The 22,867-nt window shown below is 55.0% G+C and carries 24 protein-coding genes; 3 read left to right on the top strand and 21 right to left on the bottom strand.

Annotated features, from left to right (window positions below; genetic code table 11):
• Positions 1-110 precede the first annotated feature (110 nt).
• Together epsC and cysM are read left to right on the top strand one after the other, a co-directional pair.
• Complete coding sequence (epsC, locus tag AC3DKS_RS02435; protein ID WP_015754977.1) at positions 111-905, top strand: serine O-acetyltransferase EpsC; 795 nt, start codon at positions 111-113, stop codon at positions 903-905.
• Positions 895-1,779, top strand: coding sequence for a cysteine synthase CysM (cysM, locus tag AC3DKS_RS02440; RefSeq protein WP_015754978.1), 885 nt, complete (start codon positions 895-897; stop codon positions 1,777-1,779). The genes epsC and cysM overlap by 11 nt, the downstream gene beginning before the upstream one ends.
• Positions 1,780-1,833: 54 nt before the next feature.
• On the opposite strand, the gene AC3DKS_RS02445 is transcribed toward cysM, so the two are convergent.
• The 4 genes from AC3DKS_RS02445 to AC3DKS_RS02460 all read right to left on the bottom strand — a co-directional run bounded on the left by AC3DKS_RS02445 (position 1,834) and on the right by AC3DKS_RS02460 (position 5,222).
• A complete protein-coding gene (locus AC3DKS_RS02445; protein WP_272607327.1) occupies positions 1,834-2,382 on the bottom strand; it encodes a hypothetical protein in 549 nt (182 codons plus the stop codon).
• Between the two features lie 124 nt (positions 2,383-2,506).
• Positions 2,507-3,013 (bottom strand): Dps family protein, encoded by a 507-nt coding sequence (locus tag AC3DKS_RS02450; RefSeq protein WP_015754980.1) that lies wholly within the window; start codon positions 3,011-3,013, stop codon positions 2,507-2,509.
• Between the two features lie 266 nt (positions 3,014-3,279).
• Entirely contained in the window at positions 3,280-4,371 is a 1,092-nt protein-coding gene (corA, locus tag AC3DKS_RS02455; RefSeq protein WP_015754981.1) for a magnesium/cobalt transporter CorA, read from the bottom strand.
• A gap of 26 nt (positions 4,372-4,397) precedes the next feature.
• Complete coding sequence (locus AC3DKS_RS02460; RefSeq protein WP_272607328.1) at positions 4,398-5,222, bottom strand: tRNA pseudouridine synthase A; 825 nt, start codon at positions 5,220-5,222, stop codon at positions 4,398-4,400.
• A gap of 158 nt (positions 5,223-5,380) precedes the next feature.
• Between AC3DKS_RS02460 and AC3DKS_RS02465 the strand changes: the two genes are divergently transcribed.
• Positions 5,381-5,881, top strand: coding sequence for a hypothetical protein (locus tag AC3DKS_RS02465; RefSeq protein WP_015754983.1), 501 nt, complete (start codon positions 5,381-5,383; stop codon positions 5,879-5,881).
• Positions 5,882-5,988: 107 nt separating this feature from the next.
• Here AC3DKS_RS02465 and AC3DKS_RS02470 read toward each other — a convergent pair whose 3' ends face one another.
• The 17 genes from AC3DKS_RS02470 to efp all read right to left on the bottom strand — a co-directional run bounded on the left by AC3DKS_RS02470 (position 5,989) and on the right by efp (position 22,867).
• Entirely contained in the window at positions 5,989-7,467 is a 1,479-nt protein-coding gene (locus AC3DKS_RS02470) for a MoxR family ATPase (RefSeq protein WP_041327218.1), read from the bottom strand.
• Positions 7,468-7,498: 31 nt separating this feature from the next.
• On the bottom strand, positions 7,499-8,647 hold the full coding sequence (locus tag AC3DKS_RS02475; RefSeq protein WP_015754985.1) for a vWA domain-containing protein: 1,149 nt from the start codon (positions 8,645-8,647) through the stop codon (positions 7,499-7,501).
• A 57-nt stretch (positions 8,648-8,704) separates the two neighbouring features.
• Entirely contained in the window at positions 8,705-9,325 is a 621-nt protein-coding gene (gene hisIE, locus AC3DKS_RS02480) for a bifunctional phosphoribosyl-AMP cyclohydrolase/phosphoribosyl-ATP diphosphatase HisIE (protein ID WP_272607329.1), read from the bottom strand.
• Between the two features lie 13 nt (positions 9,326-9,338).
• The gene (gene hisF, locus AC3DKS_RS02485; RefSeq protein WP_015754987.1) at positions 9,339-10,094 is read right to left on the bottom strand and encodes an imidazole glycerol phosphate synthase subunit HisF; all 756 of its coding nucleotides are present in this window, start codon (positions 10,092-10,094) and stop codon (positions 9,339-9,341) included.
• A gap of 2 nt (positions 10,095-10,096) precedes the next feature.
• Entirely contained in the window at positions 10,097-10,600 is a 504-nt protein-coding gene (locus AC3DKS_RS02490) for a DinB family protein (RefSeq protein ID WP_272607330.1), read from the bottom strand.
• 3 nt (positions 10,601-10,603) lie between these two features.
• Positions 10,604-11,344 (bottom strand): 1-(5-phosphoribosyl)-5-[(5-phosphoribosylamino)methylideneamino]imidazole-4-carboxamide isomerase, encoded by a 741-nt coding sequence (gene hisA, locus AC3DKS_RS02495; RefSeq protein WP_272607331.1) that lies wholly within the window; start codon positions 11,342-11,344, stop codon positions 10,604-10,606.
• Positions 11,341-11,928 (bottom strand): imidazole glycerol phosphate synthase subunit HisH, encoded by a 588-nt coding sequence (gene hisH / locus AC3DKS_RS02500; RefSeq protein ID WP_272607439.1) that lies wholly within the window; start codon positions 11,926-11,928, stop codon positions 11,341-11,343. Before hisH ends, hisA begins: the two co-directional genes overlap by 4 nt.
• Before the next feature lie 11 nt (positions 11,929-11,939).
• On the bottom strand, positions 11,940-13,076 hold the full coding sequence (gene hisB / locus AC3DKS_RS02505) for a bifunctional histidinol-phosphatase/imidazoleglycerol-phosphate dehydratase HisB (protein WP_272607332.1): 1,137 nt from the start codon (positions 13,074-13,076) through the stop codon (positions 11,940-11,942).
• A gap of 26 nt (positions 13,077-13,102) precedes the next feature.
• A complete protein-coding gene (gene hisC, locus AC3DKS_RS02510) occupies positions 13,103-14,155 on the bottom strand; it encodes a histidinol-phosphate transaminase (RefSeq protein ID WP_272607333.1) in 1,053 nt (350 codons plus the stop codon).
• Positions 14,148-15,464 carry a histidinol dehydrogenase gene (gene hisD / locus AC3DKS_RS02515; RefSeq protein WP_430930920.1) on the bottom strand — a complete coding sequence of 439 codons (1,317 nt, stop codon included), beginning with the start codon at positions 15,462-15,464 and terminating at the stop codon, positions 14,148-14,150. The genes hisC and hisD overlap by 8 nt, the downstream gene beginning before the upstream one ends.
• A 14-nt stretch (positions 15,465-15,478) precedes the next feature.
• Positions 15,479-16,336: an ATP phosphoribosyltransferase gene (gene hisG / locus AC3DKS_RS02520; RefSeq protein ID WP_015754994.1), complete on the bottom strand. Its 858-nt coding sequence runs from the start codon at positions 16,334-16,336 to the stop codon at positions 15,479-15,481.
• Positions 16,337-16,538: 202 nt separating this feature from the next.
• A complete protein-coding gene (locus AC3DKS_RS02525) occupies positions 16,539-17,354 on the bottom strand; it encodes a prohibitin family protein (RefSeq protein ID WP_015754995.1) in 816 nt (271 codons plus the stop codon).
• Between the two features lie 12 nt (positions 17,355-17,366).
• The gene (locus tag AC3DKS_RS02530) at positions 17,367-19,391 is read right to left on the bottom strand and encodes a vWA domain-containing protein (RefSeq protein WP_272607335.1); all 2,025 of its coding nucleotides are present in this window, start codon (positions 19,389-19,391) and stop codon (positions 17,367-17,369) included.
• Positions 19,392-19,577: 186 nt separating this feature from the next.
• Positions 19,578-20,324 (bottom strand): 3-oxoacyl-[acyl-carrier-protein] reductase, encoded by a 747-nt coding sequence (gene fabG, locus AC3DKS_RS02535; RefSeq protein WP_272607336.1) that lies wholly within the window; start codon positions 20,322-20,324, stop codon positions 19,578-19,580.
• Between the two features lie 104 nt (positions 20,325-20,428).
• Positions 20,429-21,301 (bottom strand): succinate--CoA ligase subunit alpha, encoded by an 873-nt coding sequence (sucD, locus tag AC3DKS_RS02540; protein WP_015754998.1) that lies wholly within the window; start codon positions 21,299-21,301, stop codon positions 20,429-20,431.
• 60 nt (positions 21,302-21,361) lie between these two features.
• On the bottom strand, positions 21,362-22,297 hold the full coding sequence (locus AC3DKS_RS02545; protein WP_015754999.1) for a UDP-3-O-(3-hydroxymyristoyl)glucosamine N-acyltransferase: 936 nt from the start codon (positions 22,295-22,297) through the stop codon (positions 21,362-21,364).
• Positions 22,298-22,867 (bottom strand): elongation factor P, encoded by a 570-nt coding sequence (gene efp, locus AC3DKS_RS02550; RefSeq protein ID WP_015755000.1) that lies wholly within the window; start codon positions 22,865-22,867, stop codon positions 22,298-22,300.

The raw sequence follows: 22,867 nt of genomic DNA on the forward strand, positions 1-22,867 counted from the left end.
TGCTTCGTCCGACAAAGCGCAACTGCCGGGCCGTTTTGCTAAAGTTAAGCAAATATGGCCGGGCCCGTTAATATTAATACCTACATTTGGGAAGCATAGCGATAGGGATAATGGACAAAAATGAAATCATCCGATCAATCGAAGCACACAAGGACAATCCGGCCTTGAAATTCAGATTGAAACGACGAAGCGAAGAATTTACGGATCGGCTCTTCCTCACCTTGTTCGACCAGGAAACCCCGGTGAAGGAAAATCTGGAACAGCTGGAACAGTCTTTTGAAGAGCTGGTGGAACTGGCCTGTTGGGAAAAGGACAAACCCTGCAGTGAAGTCTGGGCACAATATGTGGGACTCCTACCGGAAATCCTCGAAAAGCTGAACCTGGATGCCCGGGCGATCTCTGCCTGCGACCCGGCATCGCTTTCGCTGGAAGAGGTGTATATGGCGTATCCGGGATTTTATGCGATTGCCATCTACCGCCTGGCCCACGAGCTTTACAGGATGGGTTTCCCGCTCGTGCCGCGGCTGATGACCGAATATGCCCACAGCCGGACGGGAGTCGACATCAACCCGGGGGCACAAATCGGTCGGTCCTTCTTCATTGACCACGCCACCGGGGTGGTCATCGGGGAAACAGCCGTGATTCGCGACCATGTAAAAATCTACCAGGGGGTAACCCTTGGGGCCCTTTACGTGGCCAAGAATTTACAGCAAACCAAAAGGCACCCCACCATTGAGGACCATGTCACGATTTATGCAAATGCGACCATCCTGGGGGGAGACACGGTCATCGGGGCCAATTCGGTCATCGGGGGAAATGCCTGGCTTACGGAATCCGTCCCGGCTAATTCCACCGTGTTCCACACCCCGGAAATCCGCATCAAAACCGAAAAGCATGCCGGGTAGCCTGGAAGATCTCATCGGGAATACGCCACTGGTTCGCAGCCGGAAGCTCGTCGAGAACCCGGATGTTGCCCTGTATTTCAAACTCGAAGGGCAGAACCCGGGGGGAAGCGTCAAGGACCGGGCCGCCCTGAATATGATCCGCAGTATGCTCAGCCGGGGGGAGATCGGCCCGGAAACCCGGCTTATCGAAGCCACCAGCGGGAATACGGGGATTGCCCTGGCCATGATTGCCAGGCTCTACAACCTGGACCTCGAGCTCGTAATGCCCGCGAATGCCACGGCAGAAAGGGTTCAAACCATGCGGGCCTACGGGGCCAAAGTGACCCTCACGCCCCAGGATGTGGGAATTGAAGGGGCCCGGGATTACGCCGAGGAGAAGGTGCGGGATGCCGGCTACAAAATGTTTGATCAGTTTGCTAACCCCGATAATTGGAAAGCCCACTACCAGACTACCGGTCCGGAAATCTGGAGGGATACCCGTGGGGCTATCACGCATTTCGTGTCCTCGATGGGAACCACCGGGACCATCATGGGTACGAGTGCGTACCTAAAAGAAAAGAACCCGGATATCCAGATAGTCGGCGTCCAGCCCGACGACCAGGCGAGTATCCCGGGAATCCGCAAATGGCCCCAGGCCTACCTGCCAAAAATTTACCGGCCCGAGCGGGTAGACCACATCCTGGAGGTCACCGAGAAGGAGGCGCGCGATATGGCGCGCCGTCTGGCTTCAGAGGAAGGTATTTTCGCAGGGATGAGCAGTGGCGGTGCGGCTGCCGCAGCCGTTCGGCTGGCTTCCGAGCTCGACAGCGGGCACATCGTATCCATCGTCTGCGATCGTGGCGACCGGTATCTCTCCTCTGATCTATTCGAATAGGCCATAAAAAAAAACGCCCGAAGGCGCTTTTTTTACTCGGGTCGTCAATCGTGGTTATTTAGATGAAGTGGATTCGTCCGACATCAATTCGTAGGAATCGATGTAGAAATTCACCTCATTTCCTTCGTTATCCGTGTAGATCATACTTTCGGACACTTTCAACCTGTAGTCGTCCTTCTTCAGGGAAACAGCTTCCAGGATTTTCAGGGACGCCCCTTCGTCGATGGCGACAAAGATTTCCTCATTGTTGGTCACCAGTACAAAATCTGAGTAATTGTCGCTGGCGCTCGGTTTGGTATACCGGAACTTGAGCGTTTCGTCAAAATCGCTATCCGTATCATTGTCGATCCAGACCTGCTTGGTAATGTGCTTTTCCGGGTACACCCGATCCTGGTTTACCTGATTCTTATCTTCTTCGCTAAGAGCCACTTCCTGCGACCGCATGGTCTGGATTTTGACCTTATTGGTCATTTTTTCAGTACCCTGGTCGATTGTATAGGATTTCACAGTGGTCTCCGAACTGATCATCTTGTCGGCCTGCTCATCCATCTGCCTTTCCTGGGCGAATCCCAGCACAGGCAATGCAAAAAGTGCAGCGGTCATTAAATAGTTTTTATAGCGTATCATTCTGTTATTGGGTTTTATAGTTAATAGTTCGTTCTGTATTGCGAATTGCGAATCCTGCGAATTGCAGATTCTTCAAATTGCAGATCCACCAAATCCCGGATCAGGCAACTGCTTCTTTCGTCTCCTTGAGCCGCTCGGCCGGTGTTTTATTCCAGGCATCGAGCATCCAGCTCATCTTTTCCAGTTCACGGATATAGGCTCCTATCAAATCGATGGTCCCTTCATCCCCCACGGCATCCGCCTGCTCCACAACCTTGGTCATTTGCCGAAGCAGCACTTCATGGGCTTTGAGCGTTTCCTCTACCATCTCGGTATCTTTCAGGGAACTATCGCTCTCTTCTATGGAAGAAGCCTCCAGGTAGGCACTCAGGTTACTCATCGGATGGTACCGCAGGGTTAGGATGCGTTCTGCGATCTCATCGATCTTGGTCCTTGCATCCTCGTAAAGCTCCTCAAACTTTTCGTGCAAATCGAAAAAGTTCTGTCCGAGAATATTCCAGTGAAAATTCCGCAATTTCTGATAGTATACATGGTAATCCGCCAGCAGTGTATTGAGTTCCACCACTACGGGCAATAACTTCTCTTCGTTGATATTCAGGTAATTCATTGTTATGACTTGTTTACGACTTGTTTATGTATGATAAAAAACCCGGTTGTATTTTAGGGTGCCAACCGATGTATTCCACTACTTAATATACAAGTTAAACACCTGTAAGCAAGTCACTTAACAAGACTTAACAAGGATTATGAAGAATTTGGTTAATAAGTGTTAATCTCACACCGGATCTTGTGAAAATCTTAACAAGTCGTTGGTATAGGTTTACGAAGGGAAATGATGAAATCTGCCGGGCGGGAGATGCCTGTCAGGCCGGATCAGAGCCAGCCTTTCCTGCGAAAATAGACAATGAGGGCGATGAATATGACCCCCATGACGCCCCAGACTGCAAAATAGCCGTACCGCCATTGCAACTCAGGCATGTATTCGAAATTCATCCCGTAAATCCCGGCAATAAAAGTCAATGGGATAAAGATGGAAGCCATGATGGTCAGCACTTTCATCACCTCGTTCATCCGGTTGCTGACGCTGCTCATATACATATCCATCAGGCTGAAGGCCATCTCCCGCTGGAGTTGCAGGGTTTCGTGTATTTCATTTGCGTGGTCCAGGGCATCCCGCAAAAATAGCCGGGTGTCTTTGGTTATCATCGGGGAATCCGATTCGATCAACCGGGTAATCAGATCCCGCACAGGCGCTATCCACCCGCGCAGCGAAATAATTTCCTTCCGCAATTGCTGGATCCGGAATGCCGTTTCCGAATTCGGTTTCAGGTACACCTCGTCTTCCAGGGCATCCAGCTTATCTTCGGTAACCTCCAGCACCAGGAAGTAGTTGTCTACCAACGCGTCCAGCAGCGCAAAAAACAAGTAATCCGCACCGCGACTGCGAATGCGGCCTGTATGGGCTTCCAATCGCTGCCTCACGCCGTCAAATACGTCCTCGGCAATTTCCTGGAACACGTAAACGCGATCCTGTTGAAGCACCAGAGCCACGTGTTCCTTGACGATTTTCTTATCCCCGTTGAGGTATAGCATTTTAAAAACCCCGAATATATACCCTTCATACTCATCGATTTTCGGGCGTTGCTCCGTATTGACGATATCTTCTACCGTCAGGGCGTTCAGTGCGGCCATTTGCCCCAGGCGGCTCATCACGGATTCGTCGCTCAGCCCGACGACGTTGACCAACTGTGTGGTGCCCCCGGGTGTCTTTTCCAGATCTTCGAGACGTTCCAAGGTGGATTTTTCATAGGTATCCTCATTGTACACCAGCAGGTCGATACTCGAGGTTCCGCCCGAACGCTCCCCCAGATAGGTAATCGTGCCGGGGGCTTTGCCGATCTTGCGGCGCCGCTGCCGGGGTTTGCGGACCTTCAGTCCGATTTTTGAAGGGATTTTACGGGCCATAGAGCACTTTTTCCAAATTTAATAAACTAGGCGGTTCCATTTTTGAATTCCACGTGCATCAGGTGAAGGCCGGAAGCGGGAACGATGGAGTCGCTCATCCAACCCTGACCTTCATCCAACACCTTTACCAGCGTTTCCGGCTGCAATTCCTGCCGGCCCACTGCCGCCAGGGCTGCCATCATCAGCCGCACCTGGTTCCGGCCGAATCCCGGGGCCCGGACCTCCAGCATATGTGCGGTGAACCCGGTATCCCCTTCGGGGTCTTTGCCTGCAACCACCCCATCCATCGGGGAACCCACACCCAATCGGCACCGGGTAACCCGGCGGACGTATTTTTTATCTTCAGACGGGCTCGCGGTAAAACAGCGAAAGTTGTGCATGCCTTCAAAAAGCGGGGCGGCTTCCCGCATCCTGGTAATATCCGGTGATCCCGGCAGGTACCCCACAAATGGCGTCCAATAGGCGTCCGGATGATTCCCCGTCTGGAAATAATAGCGGTATGTTTTACTGGCACAATCCCGGATCGGGTTAAAGCCGGGAGGCACAGGCCGGATGGAATTGACGCGTATATCCGGGGGGAGATTCTCGTTCAGCACATCAGCCAACACCCCGAAAGGCGGCAATTCCAGGGCTCTCGCAATCACCTGTACGGCAAAATCCCGCGCAGATACACGGGCATCCGTCCGGCCGGCACCCAATATCTTAACCGGCGTATCGGGCAGCACAAACCGGAAAGTCTTCCGGATCATCCCGGCCACGGTTCGCTGGCCGGGTTGTTCCTGCCATCCGTGGAAGCGGAATCCCAGAAAGGCGATTCGTATCAAAAAATGGTGTTCGGGCGTCTTGTGCATCGGCTTCTTTGCAAGTTAAACTAAAAAACCTCTAACCGGGAAGCGGTTTTCACCACAACTTCCGGCACCTTGGCAACATTCGATGTTGTTCGTCGAATTCCCTGAAATATTCAATTTCCCCGGCCGTTCTTAAACCAAATCAAAATTTCCCCGAATCTGTGAAAGCCCTGAAGAAGCTTTTTATCCCATCCCGGTTTATTTCCTGGAAAACGTGCCTGTATGCCACCCTGGCGGTTTTGCCCGTCCTCATCATTTTAAATTTTTACGGCCTGTATTCCAACCAGTTCTATGTGCTGAAAATCGACAACTACATCCTCCCGTTGTTCAGCATCCTTCATTTTGTTTACCTGTATGCCATCCAGTTCAAGGTACGCGAAAACGAATATTCGGATCCCCAGCTCAGGAACGTGGAGTACGGCATGTACGCCGTTTTGTTTATCTATTTCTTTAAGTGCACGGATACGCTGTATATCCTGATGAGCTATAACGACTACGATGCGCACATCATACCGGGCACCTTTTTGCCCATGGGCATCTTCATCTTTTCCCTGCACTTACTGCTTATCGCTCTTACAGTTTCCGCCTTTTATTTCCGGCGTACCCTGGTGGGGCCGTTCAACTTTGACCAGGTCAATGAAAATATCGATTCCTGGCAATGAGGCCGGGAATGATGTGTTGTGGCAAGAAGGCCCCGGGAAGATTTCCGGGGCCTTTTATTAGTTGCGTATCAATCAGGCGGGAACAGCCGCCCGGGTGATGAAAGGAATTATAAGCCCCGGATAAAGCTCCCGTACAAATCGCCAAAGCGATATCCTTCCGTAAACCGGTTTTTACTGAGCTTCTGATGCGCCACGAGCCCCCAGAGTATTACCTCTTTTATAAAATATTTCTCCTCCGCCTCCAGGTCGGGCTGGTATTTGCGGAGTAAATCCTCAAGGGGTTGGACACTGTCCAGTGCGTCCCGGTAGGCACCGTCCGGCAAGTCGTCTTCGAGTTCCAGGCCCTCGCCTTCAAAAAACCATTGAACCAACTCATCGTAAGGGCTTTGCGCATCCTTGTGCTCCAGCTTTTTGATCTCAGGAAAATGTGTGGCAAATACGGATTTCACGGCATCTTCAATGAGTTGGAGTGCCACGGAGTCCGCCCCCTCCTGTTCCCCTTCATAGACCAGCTCAATCTTCCCGGTAATGGCGGGGACTACGCCGAGGAAGTCGCTGAGACGTACCGTGGTACGGGTATCGCCATTGCGCAGCATCCGCCGTTCCGCCGTACTGACCAGGTTTTCCAGGGCCGTTATACTTGTCCGTGCACTTACGCCGCTTTTGCGGTCTACATACTCACTCTCGCGGGCTTCAAAACTGATTTGCTCCAACAGGTCCCTGGCCGAATCGGGAATGCCGATGCCGGCAGCCTGGGCCTCATCCAGGCCGGCTTCCTGCTCGGTAATTTTCCGGGCCGTATCGATATCTTCCGGATAGTGGGTAAGGATCTGGGATCCGATCCGGTCCTTCAGCGGGGTCACGATACTCCCGCGGTTTGTGTAATCTTCCGGGTTGGCCGTAAATACGAATTGCAGGTCCAGGGGCAGGCGCACCTTGAAGCCCCGGATCTGCACATCCCCTTCCTCCAGGATATTAAACAGCGCTACCTGGATGCGGGATTGCAGGTCCGGCAATTCGTTGATGGTAAAAATGCACCGGTTGGCGCGGGGAATCATCCCGAAATGTATCACCCGGTCGTCTGCGTAGGACAGTTTCAGGTTGGCTGCCTTGATGGGGTCTACATCGCCTATCAGGTCGGCCACCGTCACATCCGGGGTAGCCAGTTTTTCATAAAACCGCTCCGAACGGTGGATCCATGCAATCTCGGTTTTATCCCCGTTTTCGGAAATCGTATCCCGGGCATACCGGGAAATCGGCCGGATGGGGTCGTCGTGAATCTCGGAGCCCGCCACTTCCGGTACCCACTCGTCCAACAGGCCAACCATAAGCCGGGCCAAACGGGTTTTAGCCTGGCCGCGCAACCCAAGCAGGTTGATGTGGTGGCGGGACAATAACGCTTGTTCCAGTTGGGGTATCACCGTGTTTTCATATCCCCAGACCCCTTCGAAGGCAGGCTTCCCAGATCGGATCCTGTCTATCAGGTTCGCCCTGATTTCATCGCGTACAGGACGCGGCTGGTAACCGGATGCTTTTAAGTCTCCCAGGGTGCGAATATCCGGGGCATCGGATCGTAGATTTTCCATAGTGTATGCTTCTTTCATTTAACCGCCTGGATCAGCCTCTCAGGCGTTTTTTGCGGTTCGTTTCATAGTCTTCAAAAATGGTTTCCCCAAGTCCCTTCAGTCCTGTAAAGAGGGCTTTCCCTTTATTCGCCTCGGTAAAATGGCGGACGAACTGCATCAGGTAGGGGTCCCGGGCAATCATAAATGTGGTGATGGGAATGTGCAGTTTCCGGGCCTGGGCCGCCATGTTGTAGCACTTTTCCACGATGAAATCATCGAGCCCCACACTGTTTTTGTAATACGTGCCGTCTGCCATGCGCAGGCAGGAAGGCTTCCCGTCCGTGATCATAAAGATTTGCTTGTTCGTATTTCGCTTGCGCCTCAGCAGGTCCATGGCGAGTTGCAGTCCCGCCACCGTATTGGTGTGGTAGGGACCAACCTTCAGATAGGGAAGCTCCCGGACACTGATCGGCCAGGCATCATTGCCAAACACCAGGATGTCCAGGGTGTCCTTAGGGTATCTTGTGGTGATCAGTTCTGCCAGGGCCATGGCTACTTTCTTGGCCGGGGTAATGCGGTCTTCCCCGTACAGGATCATACTGTGGCTGATATCGATCATCAGCACGGTGCTCATCTGCGCCTTGAAATGGGTGTCTTCCACAACCAGGTCGTCTTCGTCCAGGCGGAAATTATCCATCCCGTGGTTGACCTGGGCATTCCGAAGACTTTCAGTCATCGATATCTGCTCCAGGGAATCCCCGAATCGGTAGGATCGGAAATCCCCCGTGTGTTCATCCCCCGGCCCCGCTTTACCCGTGCGGTGGTTGCCGCGTCCGCGACGGCGCAATTTTCCAAAGATTTGTTCCAGGGCCCGTTGCCGCAACATCCGCTCCAGTTTGGAGGTTATGGACAGCGATGGGTCGCCGGACGCGCCTTCGCCATCCCCCTCGCCATCCGGGCCAAATTGGGGTTCCTCCCGGAGAAACCCTTTGGCTTTCAGGTCTTCGATAAAATCGTCAATGGTGTAGTCCTCGTCGGTTAGCTCGTATTCCCTGTCCAGCTCGCGCAACCAGTCAATGGCCTCGTCCACATCCCCGGAAGTATGGGTGATGAGTTCCTGGAAGATGTCGAAGAGCTTCTCGAAAGGGCTGAGGTCTGGGGCCTGGTAAGAAGTAAACCGGAATCCTTTTCTTTTATTCATAGCTGCAAGCTTAAAATTAAGACAATTCGTGCAGCCTAGTCAACAATTTAAGAAAACTTAACGCCTCTGCCGATGCCGCTCCGCGAGCAGGCGTTCAATATCCGCCATCCGGAAACCCTTGGCCTGCAACAGGATGAGCCAGTGAAATAGCAGGTCGGCACTTTCATTCAGGAAGCGGTTATCGTCGGATCCCATAGCTTCAATGACCGTTTCAACGGCCTCCTCCCCTACTTTTTGTGCCACTTTGGCCGTACCCCGTCGGAGTAGTCCGGCCACATAACTGTTCGCTTCCCCCCCGGGCGTATCGGCCTGCTCTTTTCTGCTGGCGATGATGGCTTCCAGTTCCGGCAGAAAGTCTTCGTCGCCCGGATTGGCTTCATCCCAACAGGTGTCTGACCCCGTATGACATACCGGCCCGGTGGGCCTGGCCCGGATCAGGAGTGCATCCCCATCGCAATCCACCCGGACATCCACAAATTCCAGAAAGTTCCCGCTGGATTCCCCCTTGGTCCAGAGCCGCTTTTTACTGCGACTGTAAAACGTGACCTTCCCGGAGGATTTTGTAGCCTCCAATGCCTCGGCATCCATATACCCCAGCATCAGGACCGCCCGGGTATTGGCGTCCTGGATAATGGCTGGCACGAGCCCGCCGGTTTTTTCAAAGTCAATCGATTTCATAGTACAATTAAGTTTATATCCGCACCGGGATGCCTTGTTCCCTCAGGTAGGATTTCAATTCCGGGATCGGGATTTCGCCAAAATGGAAAACACTGGCCGCCAGGGCCGCGTCGGCGTTGCCCCTGGTAAACGTATCGGCAAAATGGCTTTTGGTCCCTGCCCCGCCGGAGGCAATCACGGGTACCGCCACCTCCCGGGCCATCCGGGCCAGCGCCTCGTTGGCAAAGCCGTTCTTGGTGCCGTCGTGGTCCATGCTGGTAAAGAGGATTTCCCCTGCGCCCCGATCCACGACCTCCCGGGCCCAGCTAAACAATTCCAGTTCCGTGGGTACCTTGCCGCCCACCAGGTGGATGCGCCACAGGCCATCCATCCATTTGGCGTCCAGGGCTGCAACGACGCACTGGGAACCGAACTTTGCCGCCAGTGTATCGATCAGTTCCGGAGACCGGACCGCCGATGAATTTACGGAAACCTTGTCGGCTCCGTTGTGCAAAAGGACATCCACGTCGGCAACCGAAGAAATCCCGCCCCCGACGGTAAATGGGATATCGATCCGTTCGGCAACCCGGCGGACCAGGTGAGCCAGGGTTTTACGTTTTTCCTCCGTGGCCGAAATGTCCAGGAAAACCAGCTCGTCAGCACCTTCGCGGGCATACGCCTCGGCCAGGTCCACCGGATCGCCGGCGTCGCGCAGGTCCACAAAATTGACCCCCTTAACCGTTCGGCCGTCTTTGATATCCAGGCAGGGAATGATTCTTTTGGCCAGCATCCTCAGGAATTTTTGGTTGTCAGGTCCAGCCCGTCGTAAAAACCGAGTTGCTGCCCGGTACCAGCCTTGACGATAAAGGCAATCTGCCCGGTATGATAGCTCAGGTGTTCAACGGCGTGGATCACCAGGCCCATCCCGCTGAATGTAAACCCCTGGACATTTCGTTTTTCCAGTAAATCGGCTGCCTGGGCACCGCGGATAACGGCTTGGGCCTCACGCACGGTTTCCTGAAAGCCGGCCCATACCTCGGCCCTCCCGGATTGCTGCACGGTTTCGAACTCCATATCCCGCTCCCGGCTGTCGGGTGCTCCGCCCAGGCCACTGATAATGTATTGCCGGATATTCCCCGACAGATGCAGCATCAGGTTGCCCACCGAATTCAAAACGCCATGCTCGCGGTGCCAGAACAAACCGTCCGGGACCTTCTCCATGCAAATGGCGAGCATTCGCACAGATTCGTCCATGCGGAAGAGGCTATTCTCCTTAAAATCTTCTGTCCAATCCATCCCCTATTCGTTTGATTCCATATAGCCCTGCAATTCCCTTAATCCGATGGTTCCTTCGTATAGGGACTTTCCCAGTATGGCGCCTTCACAGCCGGCTCCCCGGAGGGCATCCAGGTCGGCCAGGCTGCGGATTCCCCCACTGGCTATCAACCGGATCTCCTCATCATCCGCCGGCGCTTCCCGGATCAGTTCCCGGTAGAGGTCTGTAGCCGGGCCTTGTAACATCCCGTCCCGGGCAATGTCCGTGCAAATCACGTACCGGACCCCCTGACTCAGGTAGTCCCTTACAAAGGGCACCAGTTCCCGGTCGCTGCCTTCCTCCCAGCCGGATACGGCTATTTTCCCATCCCGGGCATCCGCCCCAAGCAGGATTCGTTCCCAGCCGTATTCAGCGAGCCATCCGGCAAACCGATGCGGTTCCCGGACAGCAATACTGCCGCCCGTCACTTGTTCTGCCCCGCTCTCAAATGCAATGCGCAGGTCGTCATCCGTCCTCAGGCCCCCGCCAAAATCAATTTGCAGGTGGGTACGGGAGGCCAGCTTTTCGAGCACCTTGTAATTGACGATACGACCTGCTCGTGCACCATCCAGGTCCACTACGTGAAGGTAGCGGATTCCGTGGTCTTCAAATGCCCGGGCAGCTTCCAGGGGGTCTTCGTGATAAACCTTGGTGGTTGAATAGTCCCCCTTGGTCAGGCGAACGCACTTTCCTTCAATGATATCGATTGCCGGGATAATCCTCATGGTTCCATTTCTATAAAATTCCGCAGTATCTGCGCACCGTCTTTGCTGCTTTTTTCCGGGTGGAACTGCACCCCCATAAAATTATCGCGTCCCAGGGCTGCGCTGTATTCGAACCCGTATTCGCTACCGGCTATTGTATCCCCGGACAGCGGGGCGAAATAACTGTGGACCAGGTACACATACGCTCCTTCCCCGACCCCTTTAAAAAGCGGTCCTTTTAACCGGTGAATACTATTCCATCCTATTTGCGGGACCTTGAGACCTTTTGGGAATCGCCTGACCTCCATGTCAAAAATACCCAGGCCGCGGGTTTCCCCCTCTTCCGAATACCCGCACATGAGTTGCATGCCCAGGCAAATACCCAATACGGGCTGGGTCAGTCCCGGGATCACCCGGTCCAGGCCGCTATCCTCCAATTTTTCCATGGCGCTGCCTGCTTCTCCCACCCCCGGGAAAATCACCCGATCCGCTTCCCGGATCCGTGCGGCATCCGAGGTAAAATCCGCAGTATACCCCAAACGCTCCAGCGCAAACCGGATACTCTGTATATTTCCGGCGCCGTAATCGATAATGGCTATATTCATGTCTTTCACGGCTATAGCATTCCTTTGGTGGAAGGCAGTACCATCCGGTCCGGGTCGCGCCGGACCGCCATCCTGACGGACTTGGCGAAGGCCTTGAATATCGCCTCGATCTTGTGGTGCTCATTCCCGCCTTCTGCCTTAATATTCAGGTTGGCCCGGGCGCTGTCCGAAAAGGACTTGAAAAAATGCATGAACATTTCCGTGGGCATGTCGCCGATTTTCTCCCTTTGAAAAGCCGCATCCCACACCAGCCAGTTTCGCCCCCCGAAATCCACAGCCACCTGGGCCAGGCAGTCGTCCATCGGAAGGCAGAATCCGTACCGCTCTATACCGAGTTTCCCGCCCAGGGCTTCCGAAAATGCAGACCCCAGTGCGATTGCGGTATCCTCAATGGTATGGTGCTCGTCCACCTCCAGGTCGCCCCGGGTCCGGATTTCCAGGTCCATCTGCCCGTGTCGCGCCAACTGGTCGAGCATATGGTCAAAAAAGGCCAGGCCCGTATGGATGTCGCTTTTGCCGGTACCGTCCAATACGAGCCGGATATCAATATCCGTTTCGGCTGTTTTCCGTTTGACGACAGCCTCCCGTCTCCCCATCTTTAAAAATTCGTATATCCCCTTCCAGTCCGAGCCTTCCCAGGCGATAGTCTCCCCGAGACTGTCGACGGAGTCGGTTAGTTCCGAGGCGCCTAGCTCGGGGTGCGAATTGAGGAATATACCCCGGGCCCCCAGGTTCTCTGCGAGCTTCATATCTGTCAGCCGGTCGCCAATGACAAAACTGCCTGCCAGATCCCATTCCGGGCTCATATAGTCTTTGAGCATGCCCGTGCCCGGTTTCCGGGATTCCGCCCCCTGTTCCGGGAAGGTTCGGTCTATATGTACCGAAGCGAATTCAATCCCCTCGTTTTTAAGGGCATTCATCATAAATTCCTGTACCGGCCAGAAGGTATCTTCCGGATAGGCGTCCGTGCCCAGGCCGTCCTGGTTTGTAACCAGGACTAGGACAAAGTCGGTTTCCCGGGCGATGGCCCCGAGGTAGCGGAAGACGCCGGGGAGGAACTCCAGTTTGTCAAAAGCGTCGATTTGCTCGTCTTCCGGTTCCCGGATCAGCGTGCCGTCCCGGTCTATTATAAGTAATCTTTTCTTCATCTTGCCATGATTCATATTGCCCCGATTCATTTGGACAATTCGTTTAATACCCGAAGCAGTCGTTGGTTTTCTTCCGGTGTGCCCACGGTAATCCGCAGGCAGTTTTCGCAATGCAACTGCCCCGAGCGGTTCCTTACGACGATGCCTTTATCGATGAGTTGTGCATAGCGCGCATGCGCATCGTCTACCCGGACCAACAGGAAATTCGCGTCCGACGGGAATATCCCGGATACGAATGAAATGGATTCCAGGCCTTGCCTCAACCCTTCCCGCTCCCGGTTCAGTACTTCGACATGCTCCCGGATCGCTTCCGATTGGGCGAGCCCCTGAAGGGCTTGCTGCTGGGTGAGTTCGTTGACGTTATACGGCGGTTTGACCCGGGTGAGGTACCCGATCACCTCCGGATGCGCCATGCAAACGCCCAGGCGGATACCCGCCATACCCAGGGCTTTGGAAAATGTCTGGGTAACCACCAGGTTTTTATGTTCGCCCAATAATCCGGCGAATCCAGGCTCCCCGGTAAAGTCGATATACGCTTCGTCGATGACAACCAACCCGGGAAATGCCTCCAGCAATTGGATTACTCCCGCCCGGGCCATGGAATTTCCGCTGGGGTTGTTCGGGGAGCAGATAAAGAGGAGCTTGGCACGGGGCTGTACAGCCTCGAGAATCGCCGGGACGTTGAGCTGGAAGTCCGGGGTGAGCGGCACGCGGATGTTCTCCACCCCGTTGATTTCGGCCAGGACACTGTACATGCCGTAGGTGGGCGGCAGCGTAATGGCGGCATCCTGCCCGGGCTCGCAGAAGACCCGAAAGAGCAGGTCCAGGACTTCGTCGCTTCCATTGCCCAATAGCAGCGACTCCTCCGGGACTCCCCGGAACCGGGCAATCGCCTTCTTCACGGTCCGTTGGTGGGGGTCCGGATAACGGTTAACGCCGTTTTCAAAAGGGTTTTCGTTGGCGTCCAGAAAGTCCATGCCACTCCCGCTGCCGCTGTATTCGTCCCGGGCAGAGGCATAGGGCTTCAAGTTGCGGACCAGCGGTCGGACGAGTTTATCGATATCCAGTACCTCAGGCATCTTCCTTCTCTTTTTTGTTCGGCATCTCATGCAGGTCCGCTACTCGGAGTTTCATGGCGAGCGCATGGGCCGACAAACCCTCGGCCTCGGCCATGGTGATAATTGCCGGGCCAATTTCCCGTACCCCCCGATCGCTGAGACGCTGGTAGGTGATCGCCTTGGTAAAACTATCCAGGTTAACCCCGCTGTATTGCCGGGCATACCCGTTGGTGGGCAGTGTGTGGTTGGTCCCCGAAGCGTAATCCCCGGCACTTTCGGGAGTGAGATTGCCCAGGAATACGGAACCCGCGTTGCGGATCTCCCGCAGCAGGAATTCTTCCTGCCTGTGGCAGATGATCAGGTGTTCCGGGGCATACTGGTTGATCATCTCGGCTATTTCCCCGGGGGATTCCAGGAGGATCATCCTGCTGTTGTCGATGGCATCCGAGGCAATTTCCCGTCTCGGGAGTGTCCGCAGCATGGTTTCCAATTCGCGGCGTACGGCCCCGGGCAACTCCGCGTCATCCGTGAGCAGCAATACCTGGCTGTCCCGCCCGTGTTCTGCCTGGCTGAGCAAATCCGCAGCGATATAGGCCGGGTTGGCGGAGTCGTCGGCAGCCACCAGGACCTCGCTCGGACCGGCCGGCATATCGATGGCGACACCTTCCCGGACAGCCCGTTGTTTGGCCTGGGTAACATATTGGTTTCCCGGGCCGAAAATCTTATAGACAGCAGGGATTTCACGGGTGCCGTAGGTCATGGCGGCAATGGCCTGGATGCCCCCCGCCCGGTAAACGGTTCGGACACCGCATTTGCGGGCCGCATAGCAAATGGCCGGGTGCAGGTTTCCGGCCTGATCGGGTGGAGAGCACAGCACCACCTCGCGGCAACCGGCTATGGCAGCCGGGATGGCGAGCATCAGTACGGTTGAAAATAACGGGGCGGTACCGCCCGGGATATAGATGCCCACCTTGTCGATGGGTTTCTTTTCCTGCCAGCAATCCACCCCCGGGCGGGTTTGCACCCGGACCGCCGGGGTTTTCTGAGCCTCGTGGAATTGCAGGATATTCTCATAGGCCAGGTCGATGGCATCCCGGAGATGCCCGGGCACCAGCTCCGCCAGCCGGGATATTTCCGTTTCGGGGAGCACCGGGGATTCCAGGGAAACCCCGTCGAATTGCCGGGTAAAGTCGCAGACGGCCTGATCCCCGTTTTCGCGGACGGCTGTGAATACCTCTTCCACGGCGCGTTCCAGGGATTGGGCGGAAGCCGCGGGTCGTTTTAACAATTCGGACCATTCGGACCGCGGCGGATAGGCAATGAGCTGCATCATGAATTCCTGCTTTAAAGGACCATTTTTTCAATTGGACAAACCAGGATGCCTTCCGCCCCGGCTTTCTTTACTTCGTCCAGGACCTCCCAGAACCGTTCCCTGTTGATCACTGTATGCACGGAACTCCAACCTTCCTCGGCCAGGGGCAGTACGGTAGGGCTTCGCATTCCCGGCAACAGGGCGATGATCTCCTCGAGCCTGTCGTTCGGCGCATTCATCAAAACATATTTGTTCTGCCGCGCCCTGAGCACCGATTCGATCCGAAATTGCAGCTGCCGGAGGATGCCCTCCTGTTCTTCCCCGATTTTCGGGGAAACGGCCAGGACAGCTTCGCTTTGCAAAAGCACCTCCACTTCCTTTAAGTTATTCTTGAAAAGCGTACTCCCGCTGGACACAATATCGCATATTGCATCGGCCAATCCGATGTTCGGGGCAATTTCCACGGAGCCGTTGATGATATGGAGGTCGGCGGAAATACCCGCCTTGTCCAGGAAATGGCGGACAGTGTTCGGGTAAGAAGTCGCAATGCGCTTACCGTCCAGGTCGCCGATTTCCGAATAATCCACAGACTTGGGCAGGGCCAGGGAAACCCGGCATTTGGAAAAGCCCAGGCGAACGCTCACCCGGATATCTTTGCCCTTTTCAAAGAGCACGTTTTCGCCAATGATGGCGATGTCCACCACCCCGTCGCGCAGATATTGGGGAATATCCCCGTTCCTCAGGTAGAGCACTTCCATAGGAAAATCCCGGGCCGCGGCCTTGAGCTGGTCCCGGCCGTTGTCGATGGATATACCGCAGTCTTTGAGGATCCTCAGGGAGTCTTCATTGAGCCTGCCGCTTTTCTGGATGGCGATTTTTATAGGTTCCATAGCTTAATCAAAAATAAATACGAATTGCCTGTAAATAAAAAAACCCGCTTGATTGCTCAAACGGGTCCGATTATGTGGTCTGCAACACAACATATACCGCTACCTCGCCTGAGCGCAGGAGCCGATATGATGATGTGTGGTGTACTTCTTCATTTCGCCTGTAAAAGTAAGGCAAACTTTTTAAAGATAAAAGCTGCAGAAATTAATTGTTGCCCAGGATGATTGGTAGGCCGTCCTCGCCGGACCCAACAACAACCACCTTGGCATTGGGCGATTCCGCCAGTTTCAATGTAGCCTCTATTCCCTTATCGGAAAGGATTTTATCGGTCAGGGAAGCACTCAGGATGCGGTTGGCGTCTGCCTTCCCCTGGGCCTCAATCCGCTGCCGCTGGGCTTCCTTATCGGCGCTGATCAGCCGGAATTCATATTCGAGGGATTGCTGCTCCTGCTTTAATTTCCGCTCGATGGCTTCCTTTATGGTTGCGGGAAGCGTTACATCGCGCACCAGGATCTCATTGAGCTGGATATACTGGTCGTCTACAATTTTCTGGGTTTCGCTGAATATTTCCTGCTGGATGGCGTCCCGCTTACTGGAGTAGAGCTGTTCCGGGGTATAGCGCCCCACAACCGACCGGGCCGCAGACCGGATAGCCGGCAACAGGATGCGCTCTTTGTATTCCTCCCCCTTTTCCTGATGCAGTTTGCCGAGGTCACTGGCCTTGGGCTGGAACCAGGCCGAAGCGTCGAGTGATATATCCAGGCCATTGCTGGAGAGTACTTTCATCTTTTCAAATACTTCCTGCTGGCGCACCTCGTAGATAAAGACTTTGTTCCAGGGCGCAACAATGTGGAACCCTTCCCCCAATGGGGGCTCGTCGGTTACCACTCCATCCCCGAAGGTCCGGTAGAGGACCCCCGCTTCACCGGAACCGATGGTTACGGCCGATTTGGAGATGAGGATAATGAGTAAAATAATCGTAATGACTGCCGGTAAGGCAATTTTGGGTAATCTGTCCATAGTAAATTTCAATTATAGCAATCCGTTATATTTTCTGATAAACCACTCAGCTGCAAGGCAACTGACGATGCCAAAGAGCAGCCAGCGGAAATCTATTAAAGGTACAACATTCCTGCGGCTTTTCTGAACGGGGCGGAAGCGATCTGCCTGCAGCAGGCTGTCCCGGAGTTCGGAAGCCGTATCCGGGTAATAGAGGGCCCCGCCGGTCTCCCGGGCCAGAAGCCCCAACGTGGCTGCATCGCTGGAAAGCTGTTGGGCCTCCAGATCAAAGGCCATCAGGCTGAAGGACCCGGACTCGCTGAAGCCCGAATCGCCGGCAATGACCGTAAACTGGTAGGTGCCCGGAGGCAGCCCGGCCACATCGGCTTCGTAAAAGTCCGACCGGAGCGCCATGGGCCGGGATTCCAGACGGTTCCCGGTACTGTCGGCAAGTTCGAGGGTTAAACGGGCCCCGGGTTCAAATGCAAAGGACTCGTCGTAAAACCGGGCCCGAATCCGGGCATTGTCGCTGTCTTCATACAGCGGCTGATAGTCCAGGGTCAGGCGTTTACTGCTGCCTCCTGCCGTCAGGAACAGAAGGGTTTTGGCGATAAACTCGTCAAATGAGGCAAAATCCCCGGAATTCCTGAAGGCGGCCATCCGCCACTGCCAGATTCCGCTGCCCTGCAGCAACGCCTCCCGGTAGGGGCCTTTAATCAATACAAGCAGGGGTTCCTCCATGTCCACCCCGCGAACCTGCTGGCCGAGCAGTGTCTGGTTCTCCGCCCCGATCAACAAATTTCCCAGGGGGCCTTCCAGGGGGGGATATCCGGACACGTCCCAATCGGAAAGGTCAAAGTACCCGAACCCGGCATCCCGCAATGGCAAAATATCGTCGGCGGGGCCTATATCGGCAAGTTCATACACCGATTGTGCCTGGTTGAGAAACGACCAGTGTGTCCGGGGGCCGGTCAGGGTCATCCTGGGTACATCCCTTTGCGCAAGGGCCTGGAAAAGGGACCGGAACCGGGTATCCGGTTGGTAGAGGATCAGCAGGTCGGCGGCATCCAGTTGCTCAAGGGCTGTCTCGGGGCTCACCAGCCGAACCTCCCGCTGTTCGTTTTGTAGGATACTCCGCCGGAGTGCCCCCAGGTCCGGATGGTTCCCGGTATGCACCAACAGGATCCGCGTCCGTTCGTCCACTACTTCCAGGCCCGCAATCCGACGGTTGTTGGAGATATTGCGTTCCCCGGGCAACGCGCTGAGTTGTGCAGCCAGCCGGTGAAAGCCCACCGCTTGGGCATCGAGCAGAATTTCCGATTGCCAGGTGGAGTTGCCTGCGCCCAGGCGGACGGTTTCCCGGTACACCCGATTACCGTTGTCGGTGATTTCCAATTCTGCAACTGCCGGAGCGTCTCCGGAATAGGAAACCAGGACTTCTACCGGGAATTTATTGTCCAGGAAAGCATAGCGGTTGACATTCAGCTGGTCGATTCGGATATCCCGATACCGCGTAGTGTCCCCGATCACGATGGGGTACACGGGGATGCCCGTCCCTGCCGCCTGCAGATAACTCCTCCCGGAATTTTCGTTCCCGTCCGTGGCAATCAGGATAACCGCATGGTCCGAGTTGATGGCCTGGGTTGCCCGGTCCAGCGCAGACCCGATATTGGTCCTGCCGGCGGTAAAATCGAGGCTGTCCGATAAGCTCAATGCATCGCCAAAGGTGAACAGGTCCCGGTCAAATCGATCTGCGATTTCCGGGTCGCGGCCAAAAAGGGACCGCAGGTTGTACAGGGCCTGTCGGGAACTGTCCGTGCGGATGGATGCGCTGTTGTCCAGCAGCAGGACCAGGCGGTGTTTTTCGAGGAATACCCGGGTTTCGCGAATCTTTGGGTTAATCAACAATACGAGCAGGCCCCAAACCGCAAAGAAGCGGAGGGCTGCCAGGAAGTACCGGAACCGGGTGGGCCCCGGCCGGAAAAAGTACTGAAACCAAACCAGTCCAAGGCTCAGGATGGCACAGAGCACAATCCAAAATACCGGATGGTCGGGCATTTACGTCTTTCTTCCTTTTAATTCATTTTCAGATGCCGGTTAACACGACTGTCAACCAGCAATACGAGTAGTCCCGACAGGAGGACAATGCCTGCATAACCCAAAAACATCATGCGTGATTTAGCGTTAAATCCAAATGGCCTTTCCCGGGCCGACCTGTCAGTAAATTGGCCACCTCGGGAATTGTCAGGTGAGCATGCCGCCGTCCACGTGCAGCACCTGACCCGTCACATAGGCCGACAAATCCGAAGCGAGGTACAGGCAGGCATTTGCCACATCCTCCGGGGTCCCGCCCCGTTTGAGGGGAATGGCGTCGCGCCAGCCCTGAACGGTTTTCTCGTCGAGTTTCTCGGTCATTTCCGTTTCGATAAAGCCCGGCGCAATTGCATTGCACCGAATATTCCGCGACCCGAGTTCCAGGGCCACGCTTTTGGTAAAACCAATCATCCCCGCTTTGGAAGCGGCGTAATTGGCCTGACCGGCATTTCCCTTGACGCCCACCACGCTGCTCATATTGATAATGGAGCCGCCCCGTTGCTTGAGGAAGGTGCGCTGGATTGCCTTGGTCATATTGAACACGGATTTCAGGTTGATTTCAATCACTTTGTCAAAATCCTCTTCGCTCATCCGCATCAGCAGGTTGTCCTTGGTGATACCGGCATTGTTGACCAGGATGTCCACACCGCCAAAATCCTCCAGGACCCGGGCCACCAACTCTTCGGCCGCTTCAAAGCTGGACGCGTCGCTTTTGTATGCCCTGGCCTTGACGCCCATGCCGCTTAATTTCTTTTCGAGCTCCTTGGCCGGCCCGTCGCTGCTGCTGTATGTGAAGGCAACATCGGCACCCTCCCGGGCAAAAACTTCCGCGATGCCGCTTCCGATACCGCGGCTCGCCCCGGTGATGATCGCTTTCTTTCCTTCTAGGATTTTCATGTAGCTGTTGGTTTAGATAGCTTCTACCCAAAGATAACGGGTTTGATGCAAGATGCCATAAAAAATCCCGCTCAGGGCGGGACTTTATTATACCGTTAACGAATTCAGGCGAGGACTTCGGAGACCTTCTCCCCGATTTTGGCCGGGGAATCCACCACGTGGATCCCGCATTCCCGCATAATGCGCTTTTTGGCCTGTGCCGTATCGTCGCTGCCGCCGACAATCGCCCCGGCGTGCCCCATGGTACGCCCTGCAGGCGCCGTCTCTCCGGCAATAAAGCCAACTACGGGCTTCTTGCTTCCGCTTTCCTTGTACCAGCGGGCTGCCTCGGCTTCGAGTTGCCCTCCAATTTCGCCGATCATCACCACGCATTCGGTTTCCGGATCGGTTACCAGCAATTCCAGGGCTTCCCTGGTGGTAGTCCCGATAATCGGGTCTCCCCCGATACCGATGGCCGTGGTAATGCCGAGCCCCTGCCGCACTACCTGGTCGGCTGCCTCATAGGTAAGCGTCCCCGATTTGGAAACGATGCCCACGCCGCCCTTTTCAAATACAAAGCCCGGCATGATGCCCACCTTGGCTTCCCCGGGGGTAATCACGCCCGGACAATTCGGGCCGATCAGGCGACTGCCGCGGTCCTTTACATAACTATGGGCCTTAATCATATCGGCTACCGGAATCCCCTCGGTAATCGTAATGATCACCTTGATCCCGGCGTGGGCCGCCTCCATGATGGCATCGGCGGCAAAAGCCGGCGGGACAAAGATTATTGAGGTATCGGCCCCGGTTTCGGATACGGCGTCCTGAACAGTGTTAAAGACCGGCTTGCCAAGATGCTTTTGGCCGCCTTTGCCCGGGGTGACGCCCCCGACGACATTCGTGCCGTAATCGATCATCTGTTCGGCGTGAAAGGTTCCCTCGCTTCCGGTAAAACCCTGTACAATTATTTTGGAGTCTTTGTTAACTAGAACGCTCATGTATCCGTGTTTTGGTTTTCACAAAAATAGGCCTTACGATCAATTTGGGCCATTGAATTCTTATTGTTTTTTCAACTGGGCGGCCAGGGCGGGTATCTGCCTGAGCGCTGCCAGCTGTTTCATGCGCTCGCGCGATTCCTCTGCCGGACTGCCAAAATAGGTCTTCCCGCCTGCCAAGGATTTTGATACGCCTGCCTGGGCGAGTATTACAGCCCCCTTGCCTATGGTTATCGCACTGATTACCCCAACCTGGCCCCACAGGGTTACCTCGTCCTCGATGACCACGCAACCCGCAATCCCGGTCTGGGAAGCGATCAAACAACGCTTGCCGATGACCGTGTCGTGCCCTACGTGGACCTGGTTGTCCAGCTTGCTGCCGGCGCCCACCCTCGTGTCTCCGGTAACGCCCCGGTCGATTGTACAGAGGGCGCCGAGTTCCACATCGTCCTCCAGGACGGCCCGGCCTCCCGAGAGGAGCCGGTCAAATCCCTCCGGGCGCTTCTTGTAATAGAAGGCGTCGGAACCAACAACGGTACCCGATTGCACAATCACCCGGTCGCCCAGGATGCAATGGTCCCCGATGGTTGCGTTCGGGTGGATCACGCAGTCTTTCCCGATACGGACATGGGCCCCAATTCGCACGTTGGGCCCTATTGCCGTCCCCTTGCCAATCTCGGCCGTCTCTGCAATGGATTGCCCAAAACCTTCAAATGGCCGGAAATGCCGGGTTAGTTTATTGAAATCCCGGAATGGGTCTTCGGATATCAGCAGGGCCTTGCCTTCCGGGCAATCGACTTCCTTATTGATCAGGATAACGGTTGCAGCGGATTGCAGGGCTTTGTCGTAATATTTCGGGTGGTCCACAAAAACGATATCCCCGGGCTCCACCACGTGAATTTCGTTCATACCGCCAACCGGGAAATCCGCGGGGCCCACAAAGCGGCACCCGAGAATGCCGGCAATATCGCCTAGTGTGTGATTCCCGGGAAATTTCATCTATGAATCTTTGGCGCGTTCCATGTAGGACCCATTGGATGTGTCCACCTTGATTTTGTCCCCTTCGTTGATAAAGAGCGGCACGTTGATCCGCGCCCCGGTCTCCACGACGGCTACCTTGGTCGCATTTGTGGCGGTATTGCCCTTGACGCCCGGTTCCGCCTCTGTAACCTCCAATACCACGCTGGCAGGCATATCCACCGAAAGCGGCATGCTGTCCTCCGTATTGAACATAATGGTTACCACCTCTCCTTCTTTGAGGAGTTCAGGTGTATCCAGGGCACTTTCCTGAAGCGCTATCTGGTTGTAATCGTCCGTATTCATAAAGTGGTAGGTCTGCCCGTCGGAATAGAGGAACTGGTAGGAACGCGTCTCCACGCGTACGTCGTCTATTTTATGACCCGCCGAAAACGTATTGTCGATGACCTTACCCGTGGTGATGCTCTTGAGTTTGGTGCGCACAAAAGCAGGCCCTTTACCGGGCTTCACGTGCAGGAATTCCACAATCTTGTAAATATCGTTGTTGTGCCGGATACAAAGTCCTTTCCGGATATCGGATGTGTTTGCCAT

Source organism: Robiginitalea sp., assembly GCF_982776155.1.